Source organism: Gottfriedia sp. ABJ_BB2_2 (assembly GCF_055484705.1).
Map to the genome: position 1 here is coordinate 82,651 of NZ_JBVFKR010000005.1, position 23,411 is coordinate 106,061.

General features: G+C 33.4%; 20 protein-coding genes. 8 read left to right on the forward strand and 12 right to left on the reverse strand.

Going from position 1 to position 23,411, the window contains the following annotated elements:
* Positions 1–81: 81 nt before the first annotated feature.
* From queF to queC, 4 genes are read right to left on the reverse strand one after another with little or no spacing between them, the layout of a single operon-like run.
* Entirely contained in the window at positions 82–579 is a 498-nt protein-coding gene (gene queF, locus ACX6U0_RS12950) for a preQ(1) synthase (protein ID WP_088001569.1), read from the reverse strand.
* Between the two features lie 5 nt (positions 580–584).
* Complete coding sequence (gene queE / locus ACX6U0_RS12955) at positions 585–1,301, reverse strand: 7-carboxy-7-deazaguanine synthase QueE (protein ID WP_464960338.1); 717 nt, start codon at positions 1,299–1,301, stop codon at positions 585–587.
* Positions 1,294–1,770 carry a 6-carboxytetrahydropterin synthase QueD gene (gene queD / locus ACX6U0_RS12960; protein WP_464960339.1) on the reverse strand — a complete coding sequence of 159 codons (477 nt, stop codon included), beginning with the start codon at positions 1,768–1,770 and terminating at the stop codon, positions 1,294–1,296. The genes queE and queD overlap by 8 nt, the downstream gene beginning before the upstream one ends.
* A complete protein-coding gene (queC, locus tag ACX6U0_RS12965) occupies positions 1,763–2,428 on the reverse strand; it encodes a 7-cyano-7-deazaguanine synthase QueC (RefSeq protein WP_464960340.1) in 666 nt (221 codons plus the stop codon). The genes queD and queC overlap by 8 nt, the downstream gene beginning before the upstream one ends.
* Before the next feature lie 850 nt (positions 2,429–3,278).
* On the opposite strand from queC, the gene ACX6U0_RS12970 reads away from it, so the two are divergent.
* Both ACX6U0_RS12970 and ACX6U0_RS12975 read left to right on the forward strand, forming a co-directional pair.
* Positions 3,279–4,460, forward strand: a complete 1,182-nt coding sequence (locus ACX6U0_RS12970) for an Alp7A family actin-like protein (RefSeq protein ID WP_464960341.1) — start codon at positions 3,279–3,281, stop codon at positions 4,458–4,460.
* 9 nt (positions 4,461–4,469) lie between these two features.
* Positions 4,470–5,033 carry a hypothetical protein gene (locus ACX6U0_RS12975; protein WP_464960342.1) on the forward strand — a complete coding sequence of 188 codons (564 nt, stop codon included), beginning with the start codon at positions 4,470–4,472 and terminating at the stop codon, positions 5,031–5,033.
* A gap of 60 nt (positions 5,034–5,093) precedes the next feature.
* Here the strand turns inward: ACX6U0_RS12975 and ACX6U0_RS12980 are convergent, their stop codons facing one another.
* The 3 genes from ACX6U0_RS12980 to ACX6U0_RS12990 form a co-directional block, all read right to left on the reverse strand.
* Positions 5,094–5,507 carry a CBS domain-containing protein gene (locus tag ACX6U0_RS12980; protein ID WP_088001558.1) on the reverse strand — a complete coding sequence of 138 codons (414 nt, stop codon included), beginning with the start codon at positions 5,505–5,507 and terminating at the stop codon, positions 5,094–5,096.
* Positions 5,508–5,725: 218 nt separating this feature from the next.
* Positions 5,726–6,634, reverse strand: coding sequence for an EamA family transporter (locus ACX6U0_RS12985; protein WP_464960343.1), 909 nt, complete (start codon positions 6,632–6,634; stop codon positions 5,726–5,728).
* Between the two features lie 65 nt (positions 6,635–6,699).
* Positions 6,700–7,521 (reverse strand): purine-nucleoside phosphorylase, encoded by an 822-nt coding sequence (locus ACX6U0_RS12990; protein WP_464960344.1) that lies wholly within the window; start codon positions 7,519–7,521, stop codon positions 6,700–6,702.
* Between the two features lie 303 nt (positions 7,522–7,824).
* Here ACX6U0_RS12990 and ACX6U0_RS12995 point away from each other — a divergent pair, with 303 nt between their 5' ends.
* From ACX6U0_RS12995 to ACX6U0_RS13015, 5 genes are all read left to right on the forward strand, one after another.
* Positions 7,825–9,042: an ROK family protein gene (locus tag ACX6U0_RS12995; protein ID WP_464960345.1), complete on the forward strand. Its 1,218-nt coding sequence runs from the start codon at positions 7,825–7,827 to the stop codon at positions 9,040–9,042.
* 298 nt (positions 9,043–9,340) lie between these two features.
* Positions 9,341–10,759 (forward strand): PTS system trehalose-specific EIIBC component, encoded by a 1,419-nt coding sequence (treP, locus tag ACX6U0_RS13000; protein ID WP_464960346.1) that lies wholly within the window; start codon positions 9,341–9,343, stop codon positions 10,757–10,759.
* A 68-nt stretch (positions 10,760–10,827) separates the two neighbouring features.
* Positions 10,828–12,489 carry an alpha,alpha-phosphotrehalase gene (gene treC, locus ACX6U0_RS13005; RefSeq protein WP_464960347.1) on the forward strand — a complete coding sequence of 554 codons (1,662 nt, stop codon included), beginning with the start codon at positions 10,828–10,830 and terminating at the stop codon, positions 12,487–12,489.
* A gap of 35 nt (positions 12,490–12,524) precedes the next feature.
* Positions 12,525–13,247 carry a trehalose operon repressor gene (gene treR, locus ACX6U0_RS13010; protein WP_464960348.1) on the forward strand — a complete coding sequence of 241 codons (723 nt, stop codon included), beginning with the start codon at positions 12,525–12,527 and terminating at the stop codon, positions 13,245–13,247.
* Positions 13,248–13,484: 237 nt separating this feature from the next.
* A complete protein-coding gene (locus ACX6U0_RS13015; RefSeq protein WP_464960349.1) occupies positions 13,485–14,684 on the forward strand; it encodes a class I SAM-dependent rRNA methyltransferase in 1,200 nt (399 codons plus the stop codon).
* Between the two features lie 265 nt (positions 14,685–14,949).
* Here the strand turns inward: ACX6U0_RS13015 and pepT are convergent, their stop codons facing one another.
* The 4 genes from pepT to ACX6U0_RS13035 all read right to left on the reverse strand — a co-directional run bounded on the left by pepT (position 14,950) and on the right by ACX6U0_RS13035 (position 20,224).
* The gene (gene pepT / locus ACX6U0_RS13020; protein WP_464960350.1) at positions 14,950–16,182 is read right to left on the reverse strand and encodes a peptidase T; all 1,233 of its coding nucleotides are present in this window, start codon (positions 16,180–16,182) and stop codon (positions 14,950–14,952) included.
* Positions 16,183–16,286: 104 nt separating this feature from the next.
* A complete protein-coding gene (locus tag ACX6U0_RS13025; protein ID WP_464960351.1) occupies positions 16,287–16,922 on the reverse strand; it encodes a lysoplasmalogenase in 636 nt (211 codons plus the stop codon).
* Between the two features lie 179 nt (positions 16,923–17,101).
* Positions 17,102–18,682, reverse strand: a complete 1,581-nt coding sequence (locus tag ACX6U0_RS13030; RefSeq protein ID WP_464960352.1) for a L,D-transpeptidase — start codon at positions 18,680–18,682, stop codon at positions 17,102–17,104.
* A 357-nt stretch (positions 18,683–19,039) separates the two neighbouring features.
* Entirely contained in the window at positions 19,040–20,224 is a 1,185-nt protein-coding gene (locus tag ACX6U0_RS13035) for a NupC/NupG family nucleoside CNT transporter (RefSeq protein ID WP_464960353.1), read from the reverse strand.
* A gap of 274 nt (positions 20,225–20,498) precedes the next feature.
* Between ACX6U0_RS13035 and ACX6U0_RS13040 the strand changes: the two genes are divergently transcribed.
* A complete protein-coding gene (locus ACX6U0_RS13040; protein ID WP_464960354.1) occupies positions 20,499–22,679 on the forward strand; it encodes a DNA topoisomerase III in 2,181 nt (726 codons plus the stop codon).
* Positions 22,680–22,707: 28 nt separating this feature from the next.
* On the opposite strand, the gene ACX6U0_RS13045 is transcribed toward ACX6U0_RS13040, so the two are convergent.
* Positions 22,708–23,205: a precorrin-2 dehydrogenase/sirohydrochlorin ferrochelatase family protein gene (locus ACX6U0_RS13045; protein WP_464960355.1), complete on the reverse strand. Its 498-nt coding sequence runs from the start codon at positions 23,203–23,205 to the stop codon at positions 22,708–22,710.
* Positions 23,206–23,411: the final 206 nt, after the last annotated feature.

Sequence of the window (23,411 nt, forward strand, 5' to 3'; positions counted from 1 at the left end):
TTTCTTCTTAGAAATGAGCTTTTTTACTAAACTTAAAACAAAACTATTATTCTAGTTTTATAAAGAAAGAGATGAATCTGATTAGCGATTATCAATCTTTTCAGGATATAAATCATGGTTCATCATACGATGTTCAGCCATTTTTTCATATTTTGTACCAGGACGACCATAGTTACAATAAGGGTCAATTGAGATTCCACCACGAGGTGTGAACTTGCCCCAAACTTCGATATATCGAGGGTCCATTAGTTTAATTAAGTCATCCATAATGATATTCATACAATCTTCGTGGAAATCACCATGATTACGGAAGCTAAAGAAATAAAGTTTTAATGATTTACTTTCTACCATTTTTTGCTCTGGAATATAGCTAATATAAATTGTTGCAAAATCAGGTTGACCAGTTTTTGGGCAAAGTGAAGTAAATTCTGGGAAATTAAACTTAACGAAATAATCACGGTCAGGGTGAGTATTATCAAATGTTTCTAAAATACCTGGGTCATATTCGAATAAATATTTAGTATTATTGCTTCCTAGTAATGATACGTCTTCTAGTGTACCTTTTGATCTTCCTACCATTTTTGTTAAACTCCTCTCTTATTTCCCCATACAAATGCATGTAATTGAGGTAGAACCTTTACATTTTTAAACACTTTTGATTTCATTGTTTCATCTATAAGCCACTCATAACGATTTAACATGTGTTGTAATAATGATTCATCATCTGCATGTAACCAGCTATTTCCTACTTGAAGGAAAAACGGAATTTGAGGAAACTTTTGATGAACAGTTTCTGCAAATGCTAAATCTTTTTCATCAAAAATAACTACTTTTAAACAAGTTTTTGGATGATGTTCAAGTTGTTGAATAATGCTTGTTAATATATCAAAATCAGTATTCATACCACTACTTGGTGGTTTCGGTGATAACGTTACTTCGTCTATTAAAGGTAACCATGTTTGCCATTTGCTCCCTTGTGTTTCAAGAGCCAATGTCATCTGCTTATCTTTTAGGAAGTCAACTATCGGTCCTAGAGAAGGAAGCAGAGCAGGGTTACCGCCTGAAATCGTAATATGAGAAAATGTGTCTCCACCTAACTCTACTAAACGATCCCAAACTTCCTCAGCAGTCATCCAATTAATATTCTCTTTCTCACTTCCATCCCAAGTGAATGAAGAGTCACACCAGCTACATGAATAATCACATCCGGCTGTACGAATGAACATTGTTTTTTGTCCAATTGCCATACCTTCACCTTGTACAGTAGGGCCAAATACTTCAAGTACAGGAATTTTACTCATTCATCATCCACTCCCTACGAGCTTCTGCATAGCTTGTAGGCGTTTCATATAAACGAACAAACTCTACTCTAATATCTTGTGCTGGATTCGTTTCATCTTTTAATGCATTTTCCATTTGCTCAAAAATCCAAACAACCATGTTTTCAGCCGTTGTATTCATTGGAGGAAGCATTTCATTTAAATAACGATGATCTAAATAAATTTCGATTTTTTCTTTCCAAATCTCTTTAATATCACCAAAATCAATCACTAATCCTATATCATCGACAAAACCACTAATACCAAAAATAACTTTATATGTGTGACCGTGTAAGTTTTTACATTTTCCTTCATAGCAATGTAAGTGATGTGCAGCATCAAAAGTAAATTCTTTATTTACAAGTACACGTTTATGATGGTATTTTAAATCTTCTTTTTTTATATGTTCATCTATTTTATGGAGTCTCTCTACTATGCGAAAATCAAACATGGCTAGAGGCCCCTTTCATTTCTATATAACGATCTAATCCAGCTTTGCGAAGCTCGCATGCAGGACATTCACCACAACCATCAGAAATAATGCCATTATAACAAGTTAATGTTTTATTTCTAACGAATTCAAATGCGTTCAAGTCATCAGCTAATTTCCATGTCTCCGCTTTATCAATCCACATAAGTGGTGTATGGATAACAAATGGATAATCCATAGATAGATTAAGCGTTACATTTAATGACTTAACAAAGATATCACGGCAGTCTGGATATCCGCTAAAGTCAGTCTCACAAACACCTGTGATGATGTGTCTTGCGCCTTTTTGTTTTGCTAGAACAGCTGCAAAAGACAAGAATAAAAGATTACGACCATCAACAAATGTCGAAGGTAATTCGCCTTCTTCATGAGTAATATCGATATCTGATCTTGTTAGAGCATTTGGAGCAAGTTGATTTAATAAAGACATATCAAGTATATGGTGGGGAATGTTTAATTCCTTGCAAATATCTGCAGCGACATCTAACTCTAATTTATGACGTTGATTATAGTTAAATGTAACAGCCTCAACTTCCTTGAATTGTTGCATTGCCCAAAATAAACAAGTCGTACTATCCTGGCCACCGCTAAATACAACGATTGCTTTTTCATTTTTCATATTTCTTCTCTCCTTTACATGTTTAAAAAGAAGAGGGCATCCCGAATAACAAAAATAAAAACAATACGACAAATATTGTTTTTCGCCTTATTTTTTTGTAGAGGGGAGTTTGCGACCTCTACCATAAGTAAATTACTTATGGATTTGTATTAAATTATCTATTAACAATTGTACGTAAAAAGTACAATCGTAATTACTATTATAATAGTTTAAAGAGAAAAGAACAAAAACTTTTCTAGAAAAGTAAAAAATTACAAAATGAAACTAAGTGCTTTTTTCTAAAGTAAATGCTTTTAAAGTTGGGTTCATAAAGTACAGAAGTTAATAACGGAAGGTGCGAGACTCGACTCCTTTAGGAGATGAGGGAATGCTAAAAATCCCGTAGAAGGCCCACATGATGTGTGGCAGGCATGAGTTACGACAGGACGTCGTGGTCTTAGCATGCCTTCTTTTTTCCAGGAGGCATAAGCTAAGTCCAAAGGAAAGGGGCGACCTGGAGTTGTAATCAACTAAGTATTAATAAATACCAACGATTAAGAAGTACTTTTCAATAGACTAATATTCTTTGTATACGTTTTTGTAAACATGTATGCATTTTTGTAAACATGTTTACAGATTGTAGACAATTGTACACATAAACGTGTGCATGTTTACAAGTATACAAATTTATATACATCCTTACATTTAAATGAGTTTACGGTTTTGTATACAAGATGACAAATAAATCGTCTAGTTTACATTTTCATGTTAGTTAAGAGAGTATGATTGACCCTTAAAATAAACTCAGATAACCTTTTAGTCAGAATTAAAATAATTATCTGTGAAAAAGATAATGAAAGGGATGATTTATTTGGTAAACGCTCGTATTGCTGCAATTGATGTAGGGAATGATTCACTTAAAGGCATATTCGGTAAGATGGAACATGAAATCAATATTCCTAATATTGTTGCGAGAGATATTGAAGATCGCCCAATTATAGGAGTAGAGGAATTGAACAATCAAGATCCAAACGATGGTATACATATTCGAGTACATTCACCAACTCTAAAAGAGAATAATTCTATTTATCGTGTTGGATACTTAGCAACAAAAAGTAATAATGCGACTGAGCTAGATCCTGGGAGTAATAAATCAGAAGAAGATCAAACTTTAATCATGTTATTCGCAGCACTAGCATTAGATGCTGCTAGAGATGAGAATAAACAAAATTTTAAACGGTCAAATCAAGTAATTGAAGCTACCTATACATTAGGGACTGGTCTTCCATTAAGAGAAGTGAAGGAAGGAAAGGACGTTGCATATCGTTCCCGTTTACTAAGCTCTGTCCATCAAGTTGAGTTCCTAGTAACACCTAAGTACCAAGGGTTGAAAATTAATATCAAGTTTGAAGAAGTGAAAATCTATCCTGAAGGATTTGCTGCTTATATTAATTTAGTAATGGACCAGCATTTAAATATTATTAATAAAGAACTAATTGATAAGAGAATCCTCATTCAAGATATCGGAGGACTATCAACTGATATCGCAGTCATAAAAAATAGGAAAGTAGATGATGATAAAGCACAAGGTTTTAACCTAGGTGTTTCAGAATCTCTTGAGCAGATTCGTGAAGAAATACGTTCAAAATATGGCATAGAGTTAGATAGTAGAAGAGATGTTGTCGAAATCATAACGAAGAAAAGTGACCGAAACCATATTATGGTGAAGGGAAGTAGGACAAGTGTTCATGATATTGTTGACCGAATTCTATTAGAATTAGCAAAAAAACAATACCGTCATTTACGAAATATGTGGCAGAGGAACTCTCAAACCGAAATTTGCTATTTTATTGGCGGGGGATCAATTATTTTAAAAGATTATTTAGTCGCGTTAAATAATAACCTCGATGGCTATCAGATTGATTTCTTTGAAGATGAAAAAGAAAGTATTTGGATGATGGTTAATGCCTATTACAAGCTAATAGCTGATTTTTCAAGAAGAAATCAGAGGGAAAAGCAGAGTGAAGAACATAAAATGGCAAAGTCAAAGTAAGGTGAATTTATGAAGAAGGAAAAAGAATTAACGAGAGGACAACCCATTACATTTCGTATCCCTTCTGATACACCTAATCACATTTTGAAACATTTACAAAGCTTAAAGGAAAGTGAAAGACGAAATTTCTCGAGTAAAATTGCCGAGTTCACTTTGAGAGGAGTGAATGATGAAATTTCGATACAAAAGGAGACAATAACAATCCCACTTCCAAATCGCTTAAATAAAGCTCAAAGAGACTGGTTGAAGCACGAACAGTCTGAAGCATTATTAGGAAGTATCGTCTATCAACTATTATCAGATCCAATCAGAACTGTATCATTGCTAACCTCACTAAATAGTGGCTCGACATATAGTTATGAACAGAATGATGAAATAGCAGCTGCTGAATTAGACTGGGAGACAAGCACAGGTGATAATTTATTGGATGAAATAAAAGATGTTCGAAGTACTGACTTAGAAGACTTTACTTGGGATAGTAAACAGGAGATAGAGCAGACAGCTTATAAAAATGAGAAAGAAGAAGATTTGGATGATCTTCTTGGTGACTTTCTTGCACAAATGAATAAATAATCAATACAAAAGGAACCGGCAGTAGTCATACTACGGTTCCTTTTGCTTTTTCAACTGAACTTATTGCACATCATTTTGAGAAATTTGTGATAAAGCTTCTCCAGCACTTTCATCTGATTGATCTTGAACGGCTAAGTCCCCTAGAGAAAGCATGCCCACAAGATTTCCGTTTTCAACAACAGGTAATCTTCTAATTTGGTGTTGGGCCATTAAGCTAGAAGCTTCTTGAAGATTAGCATCTGCATCAATTGTTACGATATTATTAGACATAACTTGGGATGCATGTCCATTTCCATTGTGTCCAATACCTCTTAGTGCCAAGTCTCGGTCTGTAATCATACCAACTACTTGACCGTTCTCGACAACTGGTATTGCACCTACATTTAAAGATTCCATTTTGCTCGCCACTGCTTGTAATGAATCTTGGTTAGAGCAGCTTTCTACATTGCTTGACATAACGTCTCTGACTTTCATTTTAAAACACCTCCGTTAAGACTGTAACAAAGATATTATTTGGGAAAATGATAGAAATATACTAAAAAAATTAAAACGTGCGGCTAAAATTTATTACTTAACAAAAATAAAAACACTCGGAATGGAAGTGCAGCCTGCTCGACAAACGTTTTCAAGCTGTCTGATGATCTAATTTTTGTACTTTGTCTACAAAAAAACACTCCCAAAGGAAGTGTCTTTTAAGGTGTCTGATATGATTTTTTCTTTAATAATTCTGGAAGGGCAATACCAGCCAATATTAAGAATACGCCTATATATTGTGCAGTACCAATTGATTCTTTTAACACAAGTGCTGACATCAAAACAGCGGTTGGAAGTTCTGCTGCTCCTAAAATAGATGCTAAGCCAGAACCCGTTAATGGTACTCCTTTTGAAAACATAAATGTAGAAAAGAAGGGACCTAAAAATCCAAGAATGATGCCATATTTTAAAGTAATTTCAATAAATAATTTTCCGTCGCTAAAAAAGTTAGGAGGAAGAAAAAGGGCACATATAATAAAACCACCGGTAATCATAAGAGCAGTTTTTGTAACAGGGTTCGTTTGTAATGCAACTCTTCCACTTAAAAGAACGAATATAGAATATGAAATTGCAGATAACAAACCAAAAAATAAGCCTAGCAAGTGTAATTGCTGGATACCGGTCGAAAAAACATTTGTTGCAAAAAGAGTTCCGATTATTAATGGAATTAGTGAGATTACCTTTCCTTTCTCGGGAAATTTTCGGTTAAGTAGAGCTTCTAATAAAACGCCGATCCAAGTAAATTGAAAAAGTAATACGATTGCGAATGAGGCTGAGATATATTGAAGAGACAGATAATAAAACATTCCTGTTAATCCAGTAGTTGACCCTAATACAGTTAATAACAATATATCTTTTTTAGAAGGCTTTAAAAATGTCTGAGCCTCTGACTTCTTATTAAATATCTTATTTATCACTACAATAGACCATAATAAAACAGCTCCAATAAACATTTGAATCCCCACAACATCATTTACAATAAATCCATCATCATATGCTAGTTTCACAAATGTAGACAAAACACCATAACATGCAGAGCCAATAATGATATACAATATTCCTTTCAATATGACACCTCATTTACGAATTAAAAAAGTAAAGAGGGTATAGACCCTCTTTACTTCCACTTTTATTAATTAATTTCTTCTAAGATACCTTTTACAAGGCCTACAAATTTCGTGCGTACCATGCTCGCAACTTCAATTACTTCTTCATGGTTTAGGGGTTGATCTAGAATGCCACATGCCATATTTGTTAGGCAAGAGATACCAAGAACTTTCATACTACTGTGAACAGCAACGATTGCTTCTGGTACTGTTGACATACCAACAGCATCAGCACCTAACGTACGGATCATACGGATTTCAGCAGGCGTTTCATATGAAGGGCCACTCCACCATGCGTAAACACCTTGTTGTAACTGAACGTCTTGTTTTTCAGCAACTTTTGATGCAAGTGCACGTAGTTCTTTATTATAAACTTCTGATACATCTGGGAAACGAGTACCTAGTTCAGGATTGTTTGGTCCAATCAATGGATTGTTTCCAACTAGATTAATATGGTCAGTAATTAACATTAAATCACCAGGATTAAAGCTTGTGTTTACTGCTCCACATGCATTTGTCACAATTAGTTTTTCAACTCCAAGCGCTTTCATAACACGTACTGGGAACGTTACTTCATCTAAGGTAAAGCCTTCATAATAATGGAAACGGCCTTTCATTGCGACTACAGCTTGTCCTTTTAATTCTCCGATTACTAATTCATTAGCATGTCCGACAGCCTCAGATTTAGCGAAGTGTGGTATTTCACTATAAGGAATTGTTACTGAATTTTCAATTTCATCTGCAAGTGTTCCTAATCCTGAGCCTAAGATTAACCCAACTGTTGGGCGGTAGTTAGTTTTGTTTAAGATAAATTCTTTTGTTTCTAGAATATGTTCTGTTTTATGCATTTTTATTTCCTCCTTGAATGAGTTAATAATTTTTATTTATCAATTTAATGTAAAAAGTATGGTGAAAGAAACGAGTACTATATGATTTCTTTCAATATTAGTCTAAATGATTTTATTCTAATTGTAAATGGACTAAATACCATTTTGGTAAAAAGTTAACCTTGTTGAGAAATAATACTATTATCAAAAGAAAAAAATCGCTATACTTATTTCATAAAATAAAAAAAGTCGATTAGATGTAAGTGTTGCTTGCAGAATAAATCGGGTAAGATATTGATAATGAAAAAGCTTTGGAGGAAAATTATGCTAAGGCAATTCGTAGGAGTACATTCGCCAAAATTAAAAAGTTTAAAGCTTTTATATAGCTTAATTCGAAAACTAGGACCAATAAAAGTAAGCTCATTAACAGAGCTAACTGGTTATAAACATACAACTTGTGTGAGGTTGTTAGACGAATTAGTACAGGCCGGACTGATTATAGACAATGGGTTAGGTGTATCAAGTGGTGGACGAAAGCCAGTAATGTACGTAATAAATCCTACGTCGAACTATATTATTGGCGTAGAGATTACAAACTTATTTACAACTGTCTTACTGTTAGATTTACATTTAAATATAATAGAAACCAAAAAACTAAAAATGGATCAGGAAAGTACTGGCGAGTTTACATTACATTTTGTAACGAACTGTGTTGATCAATTACTAAGACAAAAGAATATAAGTAAAGAAAAATTACTGGGAATTGGAATTGGGCTACTCGATCCAATCGACTCAGAAAAAGGCACAATCATAAATTCAGACTCATTTATTGCTGGCGGATGGGAAGATTTAAATATCATAAAGTACCTAGAAAATGCGAATCATTGTCCAGTCTTCATTAACAATGGAACAAATTTAGCTGCATTAGCTGAATTTCGATTAAAGTATGGTAAGGAAACAGATAATATTATGTTTGTTTCAAGTGATATGAGTATACGATGTGGTGTTGTTCAACAAGGAAGATTACTTAGTCATAAGAATGAAATGGATGATGCATTTGGTCATATGATCATTGACGTCCATGGACAACGTTGCTCATGCGGCTCTTATGGATGTCTGCAAGCTTATAGTAGTTTACCAGCCATTCGTGAAGAGGTAATTAAACGTATAAAGCGTGGAGAGACCTCATATCTTCAAGAATGGGTTAAAAATATAGAAGATATTAGTTTGCACCAAATTCTAGAAGCATTAGAACAAGAAGACCAATTATGTTTAGAAGTGATAAAGGAAGCAGCTTACTATTTTGGAATAGGCCTTGCCAATCTTATTTTTCTACTTAGACCAGATATTGTCATTTGTGGGGGTACATTAGTACCAAAACCATTATTTTTTGATATTGCTTCTGATATTGCTAGAACTAGAATGCAACTATACCCAAATAGTCCAATTCAAATCGTTAAATCAACTACAGCTTACAATATCGTTGCTCAAGGTGCAGGATGTATGGTGATTGATTTTTATACAGAAGAAAGTTTTTCATAAAACAAAGCTCGGTTCCTCAATGAAAATGGGAAATCGGGCTTTTTTTGTTACTCAATGGGATATTAATGGAATGTTGTATTTTTGGAATGATAGATAGTAATAAAACTCACATGAATCATTACTAATGACACTTTACTAAATTTTCACATTAAAAACTGGAGTACACTTTTTGTTGTATAAAAAAAGTTATTGTGAGCGTTTTCAAAAAAACGCTTGCTTTCCTGTACGTACAGGAATATACTTATCTTGTACGTACAGGATATAGATAAAAGAGAAATAAAAGGGGAGGGGTATTGAAATGGGTCGTTATAGTGATGATGCAAAACAATTACTTCAACATATCGGTGGCAAAGAGAATATCGCAACAGTTACACATTGTGCAACACGTATGCGTTTTGTATTAAAAGATGTTAAAAAAGCTGATGAGAAAAAGATACAAGAACTTAAATTAGTTAAGGGAACATTTACACAGGCAGGGCAATTCCAAGTTATTATTGGGAACGAAGTATCAATGTTTTACAATGATTTTGTAGAATTAGCTGGTGTTGATGAATCATCTAAGGAAGACGCAAAAGTTGCAGCAAGACAAAACATGACTTGGTTACAGCGTGTACTTGCGCATTTAGCAGAAATTTTTTCTCCATTAATTCCTGCAATTGTTGTTGGGGGTCTAATTTTAGGATTCCGAAATATTATTGGTGATATTAAGTTATTAGAAGATGGAACAAAAACGATTGTAGAAACTTCACAATTTTGGGCTGGTGTGCATTCATTTTTATGGTTAATAGGTGAAGCAATCTTCCACTTCTTACCTGTTGGTATCACATGGTCGATTACAAAGAAAATGGGTACGACTCAAATTTTAGGTATTGTCCTGGGGATTACACTTGTTTCTCCACAATTACTAAATGCTTATGCAGTATCTGGTGGGGCAGAGGCACCATTCTGGGACTTTGGTTTCGCAAAAATTGACATGATTGGTTATCAAGCTCAAGTTATTCCAGCTATTTTAGCAGGTTTTACATTAGCATTTTTAGAGAGAAGTATTAGAAAAGTTGTTCCAAGTGCAATTTCAATGATCGTTGTACCATTTTTAGCACTTGTACCAACAGTATTAATTGCGCATATAGTTTTAGGACCACTAGGTTGGAAAGTTGGTTCAGCAATTTCTCATGTTGTTTATTCTGGGTTAACATCATCATTTGGTTGGTTATTTGCTTTAGTATTTGGATTCTTCTATGCTCCATTAGTAATTACAGGCTTACACCATATGACGAACGCAATTGATTTACAATTAATGAGTGAGCTTGGCGGTACGAACCTATGGCCAATGATTGCATTATCAAATATTGCTCAAGGTTCTGCAGTATTAGCAATTATTTATTTAAATAGAAAAAATGAAGAAGAAAAACAAATTTCAATTCCAGCGGCGATCTCATGTTATTTAGGTGTAACAGAACCCGCAATGTTTGGGATTAACTTAAAATACGCTTATCCATTCTTGGCAGCAATGATTGGATCTGGAATCGCTGGTATTATTTCAGTTGGATCTGGCGTTATGGCTAACTCTATTGGAGTAGGTGGACTACCTGGTATTCTATCTATTCAACCAAAACATATGGGAATGTTTGCAGTAGCAATGTTAGTTGCAATTGTCATTCCATTTATATTAACAATTATCTTTAATAAGAAAAAACTGCTAGTAAAAAATTCATAATTATTTAAGAGGAAGGAAAAGTTATTTTTCCTTCCTTTCAAAGTTTACAATCAAGGAGATTATTAAAAATGAAGGATTTTAAGAACAGTGTTGTATACCAAATTTATCCGAAGTCTTTTTATGATTCAAATGGAGATGGCTTTGGAGACTTAAATGGCGTTACAAAAAAACTAGATTATTTAAAAGAATTAGGTGTCGACTACATTTGGCTTACCCCATTTTATGTATCTCCGCAAAATGATAATGGTTATGACGTTGCAGATTATCGTAATATTGATCCTGCCTATGGGTCAATGAACGATTTTGAGGAATTAGTAAAAGCTGCAAAAGAAAGAAATATAGAGATCATGCTAGATATGGTTTTTAATCATACATCATCAGAGCATGAGTGGTTTCAAAAGGCACTAGCAGGAGATAAAAAGTATAAAGAATACTATCTATTTAAAGAAAGCAATAATGGAGAACCAACGAATTGGATCTCAAAGTTTGGTGGTTCTGCATGGGAGAAAATTGAAGGTTCAAATGAATATTATCTACATCTTTTTGATAAGACACAACCAGACTTAAATTGGGAAAATGTCCAAGTTCAAAAGGAAGTATTTGATATTGTGAATTTTTGGATAGATAAAGGCGTCAAAGGCTTTAGATTAGATGTAATTAACTTGATTTCAAAGCCAGACCAATTAGAAGATGATGAAATTGGCGATGGAAGAAGATTCTATACAGACGGGCCGAGAATTCATGAATATCTAAAAAAATTAAATAAAGAAACCTTCGGACAAAGTGAAGATATTATTACAGTTGGAGAAATGTCTTCTACTTCAATTGAACACTGTATTCAATACTCGAATCCAGAAGAAAAAGAATTATCAATGGTATTTAATTTCCACCATCTTAAGATTGATTATAAGGATGGAGAAAAATGGTCTGTAATGGATTTCGATTTTAAGTCATTAAAGAACATTCTTGATTCATGGCAAAAAGGAATGCAAGAGGGGAATGGTTGGAATGCATTATTTTGGTGCAATCATGATCAACCACGAATTGTTTCACGTATTGGAAATGATGAGGAGTACCACAAAGAATCTGCTAAAATGCTAGCAACAGCAATGCATTTATTAAGAGGAACTCCTTATATTTATCAAGGCGAAGAAATAGGCATGCCAAATCCAAAATTCGATCAAATCGAGCAATACAGGGACGTAGAAAGTTTAAATTACTATGAAATATTAAAATCAGAAGGTGTATCAGAGTCAGACATAATCAATATTCTTCAAAGTAAATCAAGAGATAATTCTCGTACACCAATGCAGTGGGATAACTCAAATCATGCTGGTTTCACAACAGGAACACCTTGGATTCCTACCGGTAAGGATTTTAACGAAATAAATGTAGAAAATGCGCTAAGTGATCAGCATTCAGTTTTTTATCATTATAAAAAGCTTGTCCAACTACGAAAACAGTATGACATTATTTCAGAAGGTGATTATGAATCACTTATGATGGATCATGAAAATATTTTTGCTTATGCACGTAATTTAGGAAATCAAAAACTAATCGTCATTAATAATTTCTATGCTGAAGAGACAATTTTTAACTTACCTGACAACATTGATATTACCAACTATAAACGAAGCATTTTGATTTCAAATTATGATGATTCTAGTTTAGATTTACATGAAATTCGTTTACGTCCATACGAGTCAGTCTGTTACCTTCTTGAGAAATAAGGAAGATTATAATAAAATTTTCCTAGGTGATGAATATGAATGCGAAATATATTTCTATCTACCATAAATTAATTGAGCAGATAGAAAAAGGCATTTATTCAGTTGGAAGTAAAATACCTTCTGAAAAATGTTTAATGGAACAATTTGATGTATCTAGAGATACAATTAGAAAATCATTGCAAATGCTCGAACAAAATGGCTATATCAATAAGGTTAAAGGTAAAGGCTCGTTTATTTTAGATACTGCAAAGTTTAATTTTCCAGTTACTGGACTAATTAGCTTTAAAGAGCTATCAGCGCAAATAGGCAGAACAGCTGAAACGATTGTTGAAAGGCTAGAATTGAAGAAACCTAGCAAATTTATCAAAGAACAATTACTTATTGATGACGAGATATCTATCTGGAAAGTAATCAGATCTCGAAAAATTGATGGGAAAAAAATTATTCTTGATAAAGAATACTATAACGGTGAATATGTAGAGAAACTTTCAAAAGAAATTTGTGAAGGCTCAATCTTTGATTATATAGAAAATACCCTATCATTAAATATTGGCTTTGCTAAAAAAGAAATCGTTGTACAAACTTGTAATGAAGATGATCGAAAGTACTTGGACCTAGATGGCTATGATATGGTTGTAGTTGTGAATACATTCGTTTATTTAGATGACGGATCACTATTACAGTATGGACAATCTCGTCATAGGCCAGATAAATTTAAATTTGTCGATTTCGCTAGACGTATCCAACAGAATATTTAATGTAAATAATACTTAAACCTTGTCTGTTCAGACAAGGTTTTTTCTTTAGGAGATAAATAGGATTCACTTAAAAGGATTAATGGGAATAAATTGCCTTTCCGTAATGTGTATACTATGCTTAATAAAGCGATGAAAAGGCTAAGGGAAACGATGATTATCAAATGTTTTCACTATCTATTTTAATTAAAAATGATTATGGAAATACTGAGATAAAATATAAGAATGACTGGTGAAAGCATGAAAAATGAACTGCAATTAAAGGTGAAACAAAAATATGTAAAAGATTATAAGAATGGATATCCACTTATTTCGAAGGAATCCATTATGAATAGTAAAGATTTAACGAATGAAGGAACAGTTGTTAAGCTTGTTGATGAACGTAACCAATTTTTAGGAAAAGGCTATTACGGTAAGCAAAATAAAGGCCTTGGTTGGTTACTAAGCTTTGATTCAAATGAAGAAATTGGTCCAAGATTTTTTAAAGATAAGATTCAAACTGCAATTAGTACTCGTGGCGCTTTTTATAATAACCCAGATACGACTGCTTTTAGAGTATTTAATGGCGAAGGTGACGGTATTGGCGGTTTAATTATTGATTATTATGATGGCTATTATGTCATTAGTTGGTATAGTGAAGGCATTTACCAATTTAGAGACTATATCATTGATGCTTTAACAAAAATAGTTGAATTTAAAGGGATTTATCAGAAGAAACGTTTTGATTCAAAAGGTCAGTACATTGAAGAAGATGATTTTGTAACGGGTGAAAAAGGCGAATTTCCAATTATCGTAAAGGAAAATGGCGTTCATTTTGCAATCTATTTAAATGATGGTGCGATGGTAGGGGTATTTCTAGATCAGCGTGAAGTCCGTAAGTTAATTCGTGATAAATACGCTTATGGAAAAAGAGTACTAAATACGTTCTCATACACAGGCGCATTTTCTGTATTTGCTGCGATGGGTGGAGCAGTTAAAACAACAAGTGTTGACCTAGCGAATAGAAGTTTACAGAAGACAAAAGAGCAATTTAGTATAAATAACATCGATCCAAGTACACAAGACATTATAGTGGAAGATGTATTCCATTATTTCAAATACGCAGTTAAGAAAAACCTTTTATTTGATATGGTTATCTTAGACCCGCCAAGCTTTGCAAGATCAAAAAAACATACATTCAGTGCGGAAAAGGATTATAAGGATCTTCTTAAAGAAGCAATTACAATTACGGAAGACAATGGTGTGATTGTAGCCTCAACAAATTGTAGTTCATTTGGAATGAATAAATTTAAAACCTTCATAGATAGTGCATTTAAAGAATTAGGTGGTCAATATAAATTAATGGAGGAATACTCACTTCCAGATGATTTTAAAACGAATCAGCACTTTAAAGAAGGAAACTATTTAAAGGTAGTATTTATTAAAAAGTTAAAGGCATAATCTATTAGGTTAATATTTTTAAACAAGTTATCTAAAGTCATAAAGATTCATTAAGAAGTTGATTGGAACGGAAGGTGCTCGACTCCTGTGGGAGTAGCGGGATAGGTGAGACCCCGCAGGTGCGTAGCGCCGAGGAGGCTAAAGCGCACGCCCACGGAAAGCGAGCATCCTGGAGTGAAATCAACAACTTTTTTTAACCGAGCCAACAATGAAAAAACGCATAGTACTAACTAATGCGTTTTTTCTCATTTTTATAGGATTTGCCTTAAGCTTTTGACTCATATAATTTAATGACTTCTATCATGACATTTGTTGCTTTGACCATGTTGTCTACAGAGATATACTCAAACTTTCCATGGTAGTTTTCTCCGCCAGTGAAAATATTTGGAGTTGGAAGACCCATGTATGAAAGCTGAGATCCGTCAGTACCTCCACGAATTGGTTCGACAATAGGTGAAATATCTAAGTTTTTCATCGCGTCATAAGCAATATCGACTACGTGTTTAACTGGTTCGATTTTTTCTCTCATATTGTAGTACTGATCGTTCATTTCTATTAGGATACTGTTTTCACCGTAAGATTCTTTTAAGCGATTAACAATATTGTTTAATGTTTCTTTTCGTTGCTGAAATTTTTCTTTATCGAAATCTCTGATAATGTATTGTAATTTTGTTTCCTCAACATCACCTTCAATTGAGATTAAGTGATAGAATCCATCATATCCATCTGTATATTCTGGCGCTTCTTCAACTGGTAATGATTGATTAATTTCCATGGCAATTTTTGTTGAATTAATCATTTTGCCTTTTGCAGTACCTGGATGAACGCTTTTACCTTTTACGGTAATGGTCGCACCAGCGGCATTAAAGCTTTCATACTGAAGCTCTCCTAATGGACCACCATCCATTGTGTATGCATACTTTGCATCAAATGCTTTCACATCGAATTTATGTGGACCTCTGCCAATCTCTTCATCAGGTGTAAAAGCAACTCGAATTCGACCATGCTTTATTTCGGGGTGTTGTACTAAATAGGCCATTGCTGTCATGATTTCAGCAATACCAGCTTTATTATCTGCGCCGAGAAGTGTTGTGCCATCAGTTGTTATTAACGTATGTCCTTTATACTTGCTAAGCTCAGGAGATTGTTTTGGAGATAAGATAATATTTAGTGAATCATTTAAAACGATATCTTCACCATCATAACTTTCAACAATCTGAGGATTAACATTCTTACCGGTGAAGTCAGTAGCAGTATCAACGTGAGCTAGAAACCCGATTGTAGGAATGTCCTTTTCAGAGTTAGCTGGTAAAGTAGCCATAACATATCCGTTTTCATCCATCGTAACTTCAACTAATCCAATTTCTTTTAACTCTTCAACTAGCATACGTCCCAACGTTAATTGACCCGGTGTAGAAGGGCATGTATTGCTGCTTGCGTTTGATTGTGTATCTACTTTAGCATAACTAATTAAACGATTTATTAATTCATTTTTCATTTGAATAACTCCTTTTCTACAAATAAAAATGCGCTTACATTTGCTAGTTTAACGATTCAGCTTACTCTTTTATTTTAGTTTGTTCTGTATTTGAAAGTAAAATATTAAGCAATAGATTTTAGAGATAATATACTTCTAGCGATTAAAAATTGTGCACTATAGTATGTAATCATGATCAATTGATGACTGTAACTAACGGTTTGTACAAATAGATCCCACGAAAGAATAGAGTCAGATATGATAAATAAAACGCTGCCTATAATGGCCCATTTATTCCCAGTCATGATCGCAGTAAATACCATCGTAGAAATGGCAATTGTATATGCAATCACAGGAAGTATTAAACCACGATCACCTTTGTCAATTAGCGCTGCCGTTATATTAGAGCACATTAAAAATGCGTATATGGCTATAGGGATAATTGATAACATACGTTTATGAGAGTAATTCCAGCTTGAAATAAAACCAGCAGTGTAAAATAGATGCCCAATTAAAAAAGCACTTAGACCAACTACAAACCAAATTAAGGTACCATCTCCAACCATACAAAAAAATAATCCAATAAGGACAAGCATACGATATTTCGGTGACTGAACAGGCTTCAGAGAAAAAGCAAAATACAAAATTAACAGCATCGGAATTAACTTAAATAAAATTTTTAAACCAATTGGTTCAGAAGGTATGAAAAAAATATAAAGAATGCTAAATGCGAGTATCAATAACGGTAAAAATTTTTTCAAAACAAACCAGTCCCTTTCTAGAATTTTCCTTTTTACTTATTATTATTAATGAAAAATGAATAGAATGCTATCAGAAAATATGTTGGTTACAGTGCTATAAAGAGTAAGAGGAATATTTATTTCTTATACAAAAAAAGACTGCCGAGACATACCCGGACAGTCTAGATGTTATGACTAACTTATGATGCAATCGAAATACCATGTGAATGAGCAATTTTCCCATTTGAGTTGGAGGATTTAGCAATAATGACAGTTGTACCTGTTTGAATTTGTTCAAAAAGCCACGCAATCTCGCTGTTGTGCATACGAATACAACCATTGCTTACCGATTGTCCAATTGAGCTTTCTTTATTATTTCCGTGGATCCCATAAGAGTTTCCAGGAGAATTGCCCACACTTAATCCCATCCAACGCTTTCCAAGAGGGTTTCTTGGGTCACCACCAGGGATATTTTCCTTATACCATGGTCGATTTTTAATTTTGTTTAAGATTTTAAATTTACCAGTTGGTGTAGGAGTTGATGATTTACCAGTTGCAACACTAAATGTTTTAACAAGTTTTCCCTTATTGTAATATGATAGTTTATTAGATTGTGTGTTAATAATAATTAATTGGCCATTTGCAAGAGGCTGCTTGCTTTGCACCTCAATGGTAGCAGGCTTACTTTGGTTTCCAGCTAAGTCTTGAGAAGTAATTTTAATGCTGGCATAAGCTTTTAATTTGCTTACTCTAAATGAATACGTACCGATACTATTTGATGTAGTTTTTGCGATGTAACCATTATTAATGTAAAGCTTTACAGTTGCTTTTGGTTCTGTTTTCCCTGTAATAATTGTTGCGTTCTCTTTAAGAGACTTAATAGTAGGCGCTGATGGTGCCGTACGGTCTAATACACGAACTGACATAGGTTTACTTTGATTGTTACTTTTATCAATTGTAATGACTTCAAGTACGGCATTTGCTTTTTGTTTAGCGATTTTTACGTTAAATTTTCCATATGAAGTCACGACACCCTTGCCGATTAGCTTGTTCGCGTTATAAACCTTAACACTTGCATACGCTTCAGACTTACCAGATATAGATTGTGATTGATCAGAAACAGCAGAAATAGACGACACAGATGGTGCAATTAAATCAGAGACTGAAATTGTAGTAGATTGACTTTTTATGTCATTACTTAAACCGACCACAGTTATTTTTGTTCCAGCTTTAATCGGTTTAACGACATAAGAATATTCACCCTTAGAATTTGTAGGTAAAGTTTTTAATAGAATATTATTTTTTAAAACCTGAACCTCGCTATTTGGAAGAAATCCTCCTTTAATCGTCGTAGATTTATTTGACATATTTTCAATAGTTGGTGCAGGTAGCTCTACAATTGAAAACTTAATATCTTTATCTGTAATTGATAAATCTTGTTCATCTAGCTTAATAGATGAAAGTTGGTAAACTCCTTTTTCAAAATTGCTTGTAATATTTATTTTTCCGGAATAGTAATTATTAGAAGTTTTTGCTAACGATACTTCATTCTTTTTTGTTCCATTTGAAAAGAATAAAGATATATGTCCAAAGCTTTTTTTCGTTGTTAGCCCAATATCAATTGTTTGTCCATATGCAGCTTCAGTTGTATTCAATGTTAGATTATCTATATAGTTAGCGAACTCATTATCTGTAAAACTTGAAGTTAAAGAAGTAGCATTAGCCGTCGGTAAAAGGAATAAAAACATTCCGAGAAGTACAGATACGATCTTATTTGTCATTGTCTCTCTCCTTAAAATTGGAATTACTTACTAAATTTGCTCTTAATCTATTTAAATCCTTTATTTTTTTAGAATTATAAAACGTCAAATTTCTGCAAAAAAAATAATCAACTAAAAATGACCATCATGTATTCTCTTCATTATGATCTTCACAATAGGATCAATTCTTTTTTCCAGATCACTCTCCTAAAATCTTGATGTTTGTATCATATGATTTAAATGTTTCTAATTTCGTCATAGGATGTTTCCATGTTGTAAACTTTTTAACGCGATTTTAAAAATGAATGATAAAATTCCAACAAAAAAGCATAAAGGGAAATTTCCCTTTATGCTTGTCGCATAAAAACATCTTTTTTCTTATGTCAGAACTAAACTGACAATAATTCCAGATAAAACACTGACTAAAGTAGCACCGTAAAGTAACTTCAATCCGAATCGTGCAACGACATTACCTTGTTTTTCGTTTAATCCTTTAACTGCTCCTGCGATAATACCAATTGAAGAAAAATTAGCAAAGGAAACAAGGAAAACTGATATAATCCCAATCGTTTTCGGAGAAAATCCTTTGGCCACTTTTGATAAAGCATCCATTGCAACGAATTCATTTGTAACCAATTTGGTAGCCATGACTCCACCAGCTTTGATGATATCTGATGCTGGTATACCCATCAAAAATGCAATTGGTGCAAAAACATAGCCTAGAATCGCTTGGAATGTAATTCCGAATATTAAATCAAAAACATTATTAATTAAAGAGATCAGAGCAACAAAACCGATTAACATCGCAGCTACAATAATAGCAACTTTAAATCCATCTAAAATGTATTCTCCAATCATTTCAAAAAAAGTTTGTTTTTCTTCATCTTGAACAACTAATATATCCTCTTCGTCTGATACTTTATACGGATTAATGATTGATGAAATAATAAAACCACCGAATAAGTTCAATATAATTGCAGTTACAACATAACGTGGTTCAATCATTGTCATATATGCACCGACAATAGACATTGAAACAGTCGACATAGCTGAAGCACACAATGTATAGAGACGATGTGGTGCTAATTGACCTAGTTGTTTTTTGACTGTAATAAATACTTCAGATTGTCCTACTATCGCAGAGGCTATGGCATTATATGATTCCAATTTTCCCATGCCGTTTATTTTACTTAAAAGTAAACCGATGCCTTTCATGATAAAAGGTAATATTCTCGTGTATTGTAGAATTCCAATTAATACAGAAATGAAAACAATTGGTAATAGTACATTTAAGAAGAAAACAAAAGCCCCTTCATTCGCGACCCCACCGAAAACAAAGTTAATCCCGTCGGCCGCATACAGTAGTAATTTATCGAAGACTTTCGCAATCCCTTGAATAATTTTGATACCAATAACAGTTTTTAATAAAAGGTACGCCAAAATAATTTGAAGAACAATCATCATGATAATCGGACGAATTTTGATGATTTTCCGATTGGTACTAGCAATATATGCAAGAGCTAGCGTAACGACCAACCCTATTAACGCAATTAAATAGCTCATATAAATCCTCCTGGAGATATTAATAGACATGACATTTTGACATGATGGATTGGAATGTCCAAAAATATCATATACGTTAATATGTGCTAGAAGGGACAAAGTTATGAAGATGAACTGTAAAATACGGATAACGTAAAAATATATTTCTTTATATCATTAGTTAAAGCATTTAGTATGGGTAGATTCTAAATAGCAATCCGCTTGAGTTTGGAATAATCTTTTTAGAAGTGATAAAGTTAGTAAAAGAGAAAATGTAAATAGTAAGGAGTAGTGTATGAGTAAAACAGTTGTTTTAGCTGAAAAACCTTCAGTTGCAAGAGATATTGCCAAGGTATTGGATTGTCACCGCAAAGGAAATGGTTATTTAGAAGGTAATAAGTATATAGTAACGTGGGCATTGGGCCACCTCGTTACATTAGCTGATCCTGAAGGTTATGATCATAAATATAAAACATGGAATTTAGAAGACTTACCAATGATTCCAGAAAAATTAAAACTAATTGTCATTAAAAAAACAAGTAAACAGTTTCAAGCTGTAAAAACACAATTATTGAGAAAAGATGTAGCAGATATTGTAATCGCAACAGATGCGGGGCGCGAAGGTGAACTAGTTGCTAGATGGATTTTACAATTAGCTAAAGTCAATAAACCAATTAAAAGACTGTGGATTTCTTCTGCGACAGATAAAGCGGTTAAAAAGGGATTTAGTAACTTAAGAAGTGGAAAAGAATATGAAAATTTATTTCAATCTGCAGTAGCAAGAGCAGAAGCAGATTGGATTGTTGGTATAAATGCTACCCGTGCTCTAACGTGTAAGCACAATGCTCAGCTTTCTTGTGGGAGGGTACAATCTCCAACCCTTTCAATGATTTTTGAAAGAGAAAAAGAAATTAAAGCATTTAAACCGCAAACATATTATGGACTTCAAGTAATTGCAAATAATGTAACGTTTACGTGGCAAGACAGAAAAACGAAAGATACAAAAATAAAAACAAATGAAGAGTTGCAAAAATTAGTAGAGAAATTAAAAGGAAAACGACTATCAGTCCAAGAGGTATCGACTAGTCAGAAAAAAACATTTGCACCTGGGTTGTATGATTTAACAGAGCTTCAACGAGAAGCGAATAAAAGATATAATTTTTCTCCTAAAGAAACTTTATCAATCATGCAAAAACTATATGAACACCATAAAATAGTCACTTATCCACGTACAGACTCTCGCTACTTGTCTTCAGATTTAGTTGACACATTAAAAGAACGATTACTTGCGTGTAATATGAAGCCTTATGGAAAAATAATAATGAAGCTTACAAATCAGCCGATTAAAGTAAATAAATCATTTGTAGATGATACTAAGGTTTCTGACCATCATGCAATCATTCCAACGGAAGAAGCACCAATACTAAGTGAGCTTTCTTCAAAAGAGTATAAAATTTATGAATTAATTGTCAGTAGATTTTTAGCTGTATTGCTTCCTCCATTTGAATATGAACAAACAAATATTATAGCTGAGTCTGAACAAGAAACGTTTATTGCGAAAGGGAAAAGAGTACTATCACTTGGTTGGAAAGAAGTTTTTCAAGATCAAGAAGAGCAGGATCAGAAAGATGAGCAAAAGCTTCCGGTCATTCATCAAAAAGAAACTTATGAAATGTCTCGATTTATTGAAGCAAAAGGCCAAACGAAACCACCTGCATTTTTTAATGAGGCTACTTTATTAAGTGCAATGGAGAATCCAGTTCAATTCATGTCCGGGGAAAGTAATGAGTTGAAGAAGACTATCGGAGAAACTGGTGGATTAGGTACTGTTGCAACGCGAGCAGATATTATTGAAAAACTATTTAGTAGTTTCCTAATTGAGAAAAAGGGTAAGGATATTTTTATTACCAATAAGGGTAAACAACTTTTAAATTTAGTGCCTGAGGAGTTAAAATCTCCTGCATTAACTGCAGAGTGGGAACAAAAACTCCAAGCAATCTCTAAAGGAACTTTATCTAAAAATAAATTTATGAATGACATGATCGCATTTGCATCTAAAGCTGTGAAAGAAATTAAGCAAACAGAGCAAACATTCAAGCATGATAATATGAGCAGTACGAAATGTCCTGATTGTGGAAAACTAATGCTCGAGGTCAATGGAAAAAGAGGAAAGATGCTTGTTTGCCAAGATAGAGAATGTGGCCATAGAAAAACTATTTCACAATCGACAAATAGTAGATGCCCTAATTGTTTCAAACGATTAGAGCTAAGAGGTGAGGGTGAAGGACAAATATTTGTTTGTTCATGTGGTCATCGCGAAAAACTCTCTACATTTAAAGAAAGAAGATCGAAAGAAAAAAATAGTAAGGTTTCGAAAAAAGATGTACAAAAATATTTAAAACAGCAAAATAAACAAGATGAAGAACCGTTTAACAATCCATTCGCAGAAGCGTTAGCCAAATTAAAAAAACAGTAGTTTAATGACAAAAAACCAGGTAGATGAATTACTCAGTACCTGGTTTTCTTCTATTTTCTGCATAAGTGTTCACTATTTCGACATAATGTTCATCAAAATAACTCTCTAGCTCACTTTTTAACTTTTTTGACAGAATCGGGCTTTTCCCCGAGGTTGAAACAGAGACGACTAGATCGCCTCTTCTCACTACAGCTGGTGTATGAAAGTCACTATTTTTTTGATCACTCACATCGTTAAACCATTGGAAATCTGTTGTACATTCTTTAATGTATTGATTAATCTCTTTATCATTAGTCGCAGCAATAACAATATGAGCTTCTTTGATGTCATCTTTTTCAAAGCGTTTATTGATGCATGTTATATTGGAGAACTCCTTAAAATCCTCAATTATTTGTGAGCTAATAATGGTAATCGCTGCGCCGCTATTTATGAATGTCTTTGCTTTACGGAATGCGATTTTCCCTCCACCTATGATGACAATCTTTTTATTCAATAAAGTAAATACTAAAGGAACCATTTCCATCATTAGATCGCCCCTCAAAAATGTAAATTCAGTTTAAAATGTACGAATATCAATTAATTTTATCATAGACCAACTAAATATTTAGACTTTTTTGAGTTTATATAGAATAAAATAAAGCATTCGCTAGATTCCTAAATAATATATGAATCTATGAAAACGTTTCGACAGATTCTGTATAAGTATTTCTTTTTTTCAAAAATGCTATATAA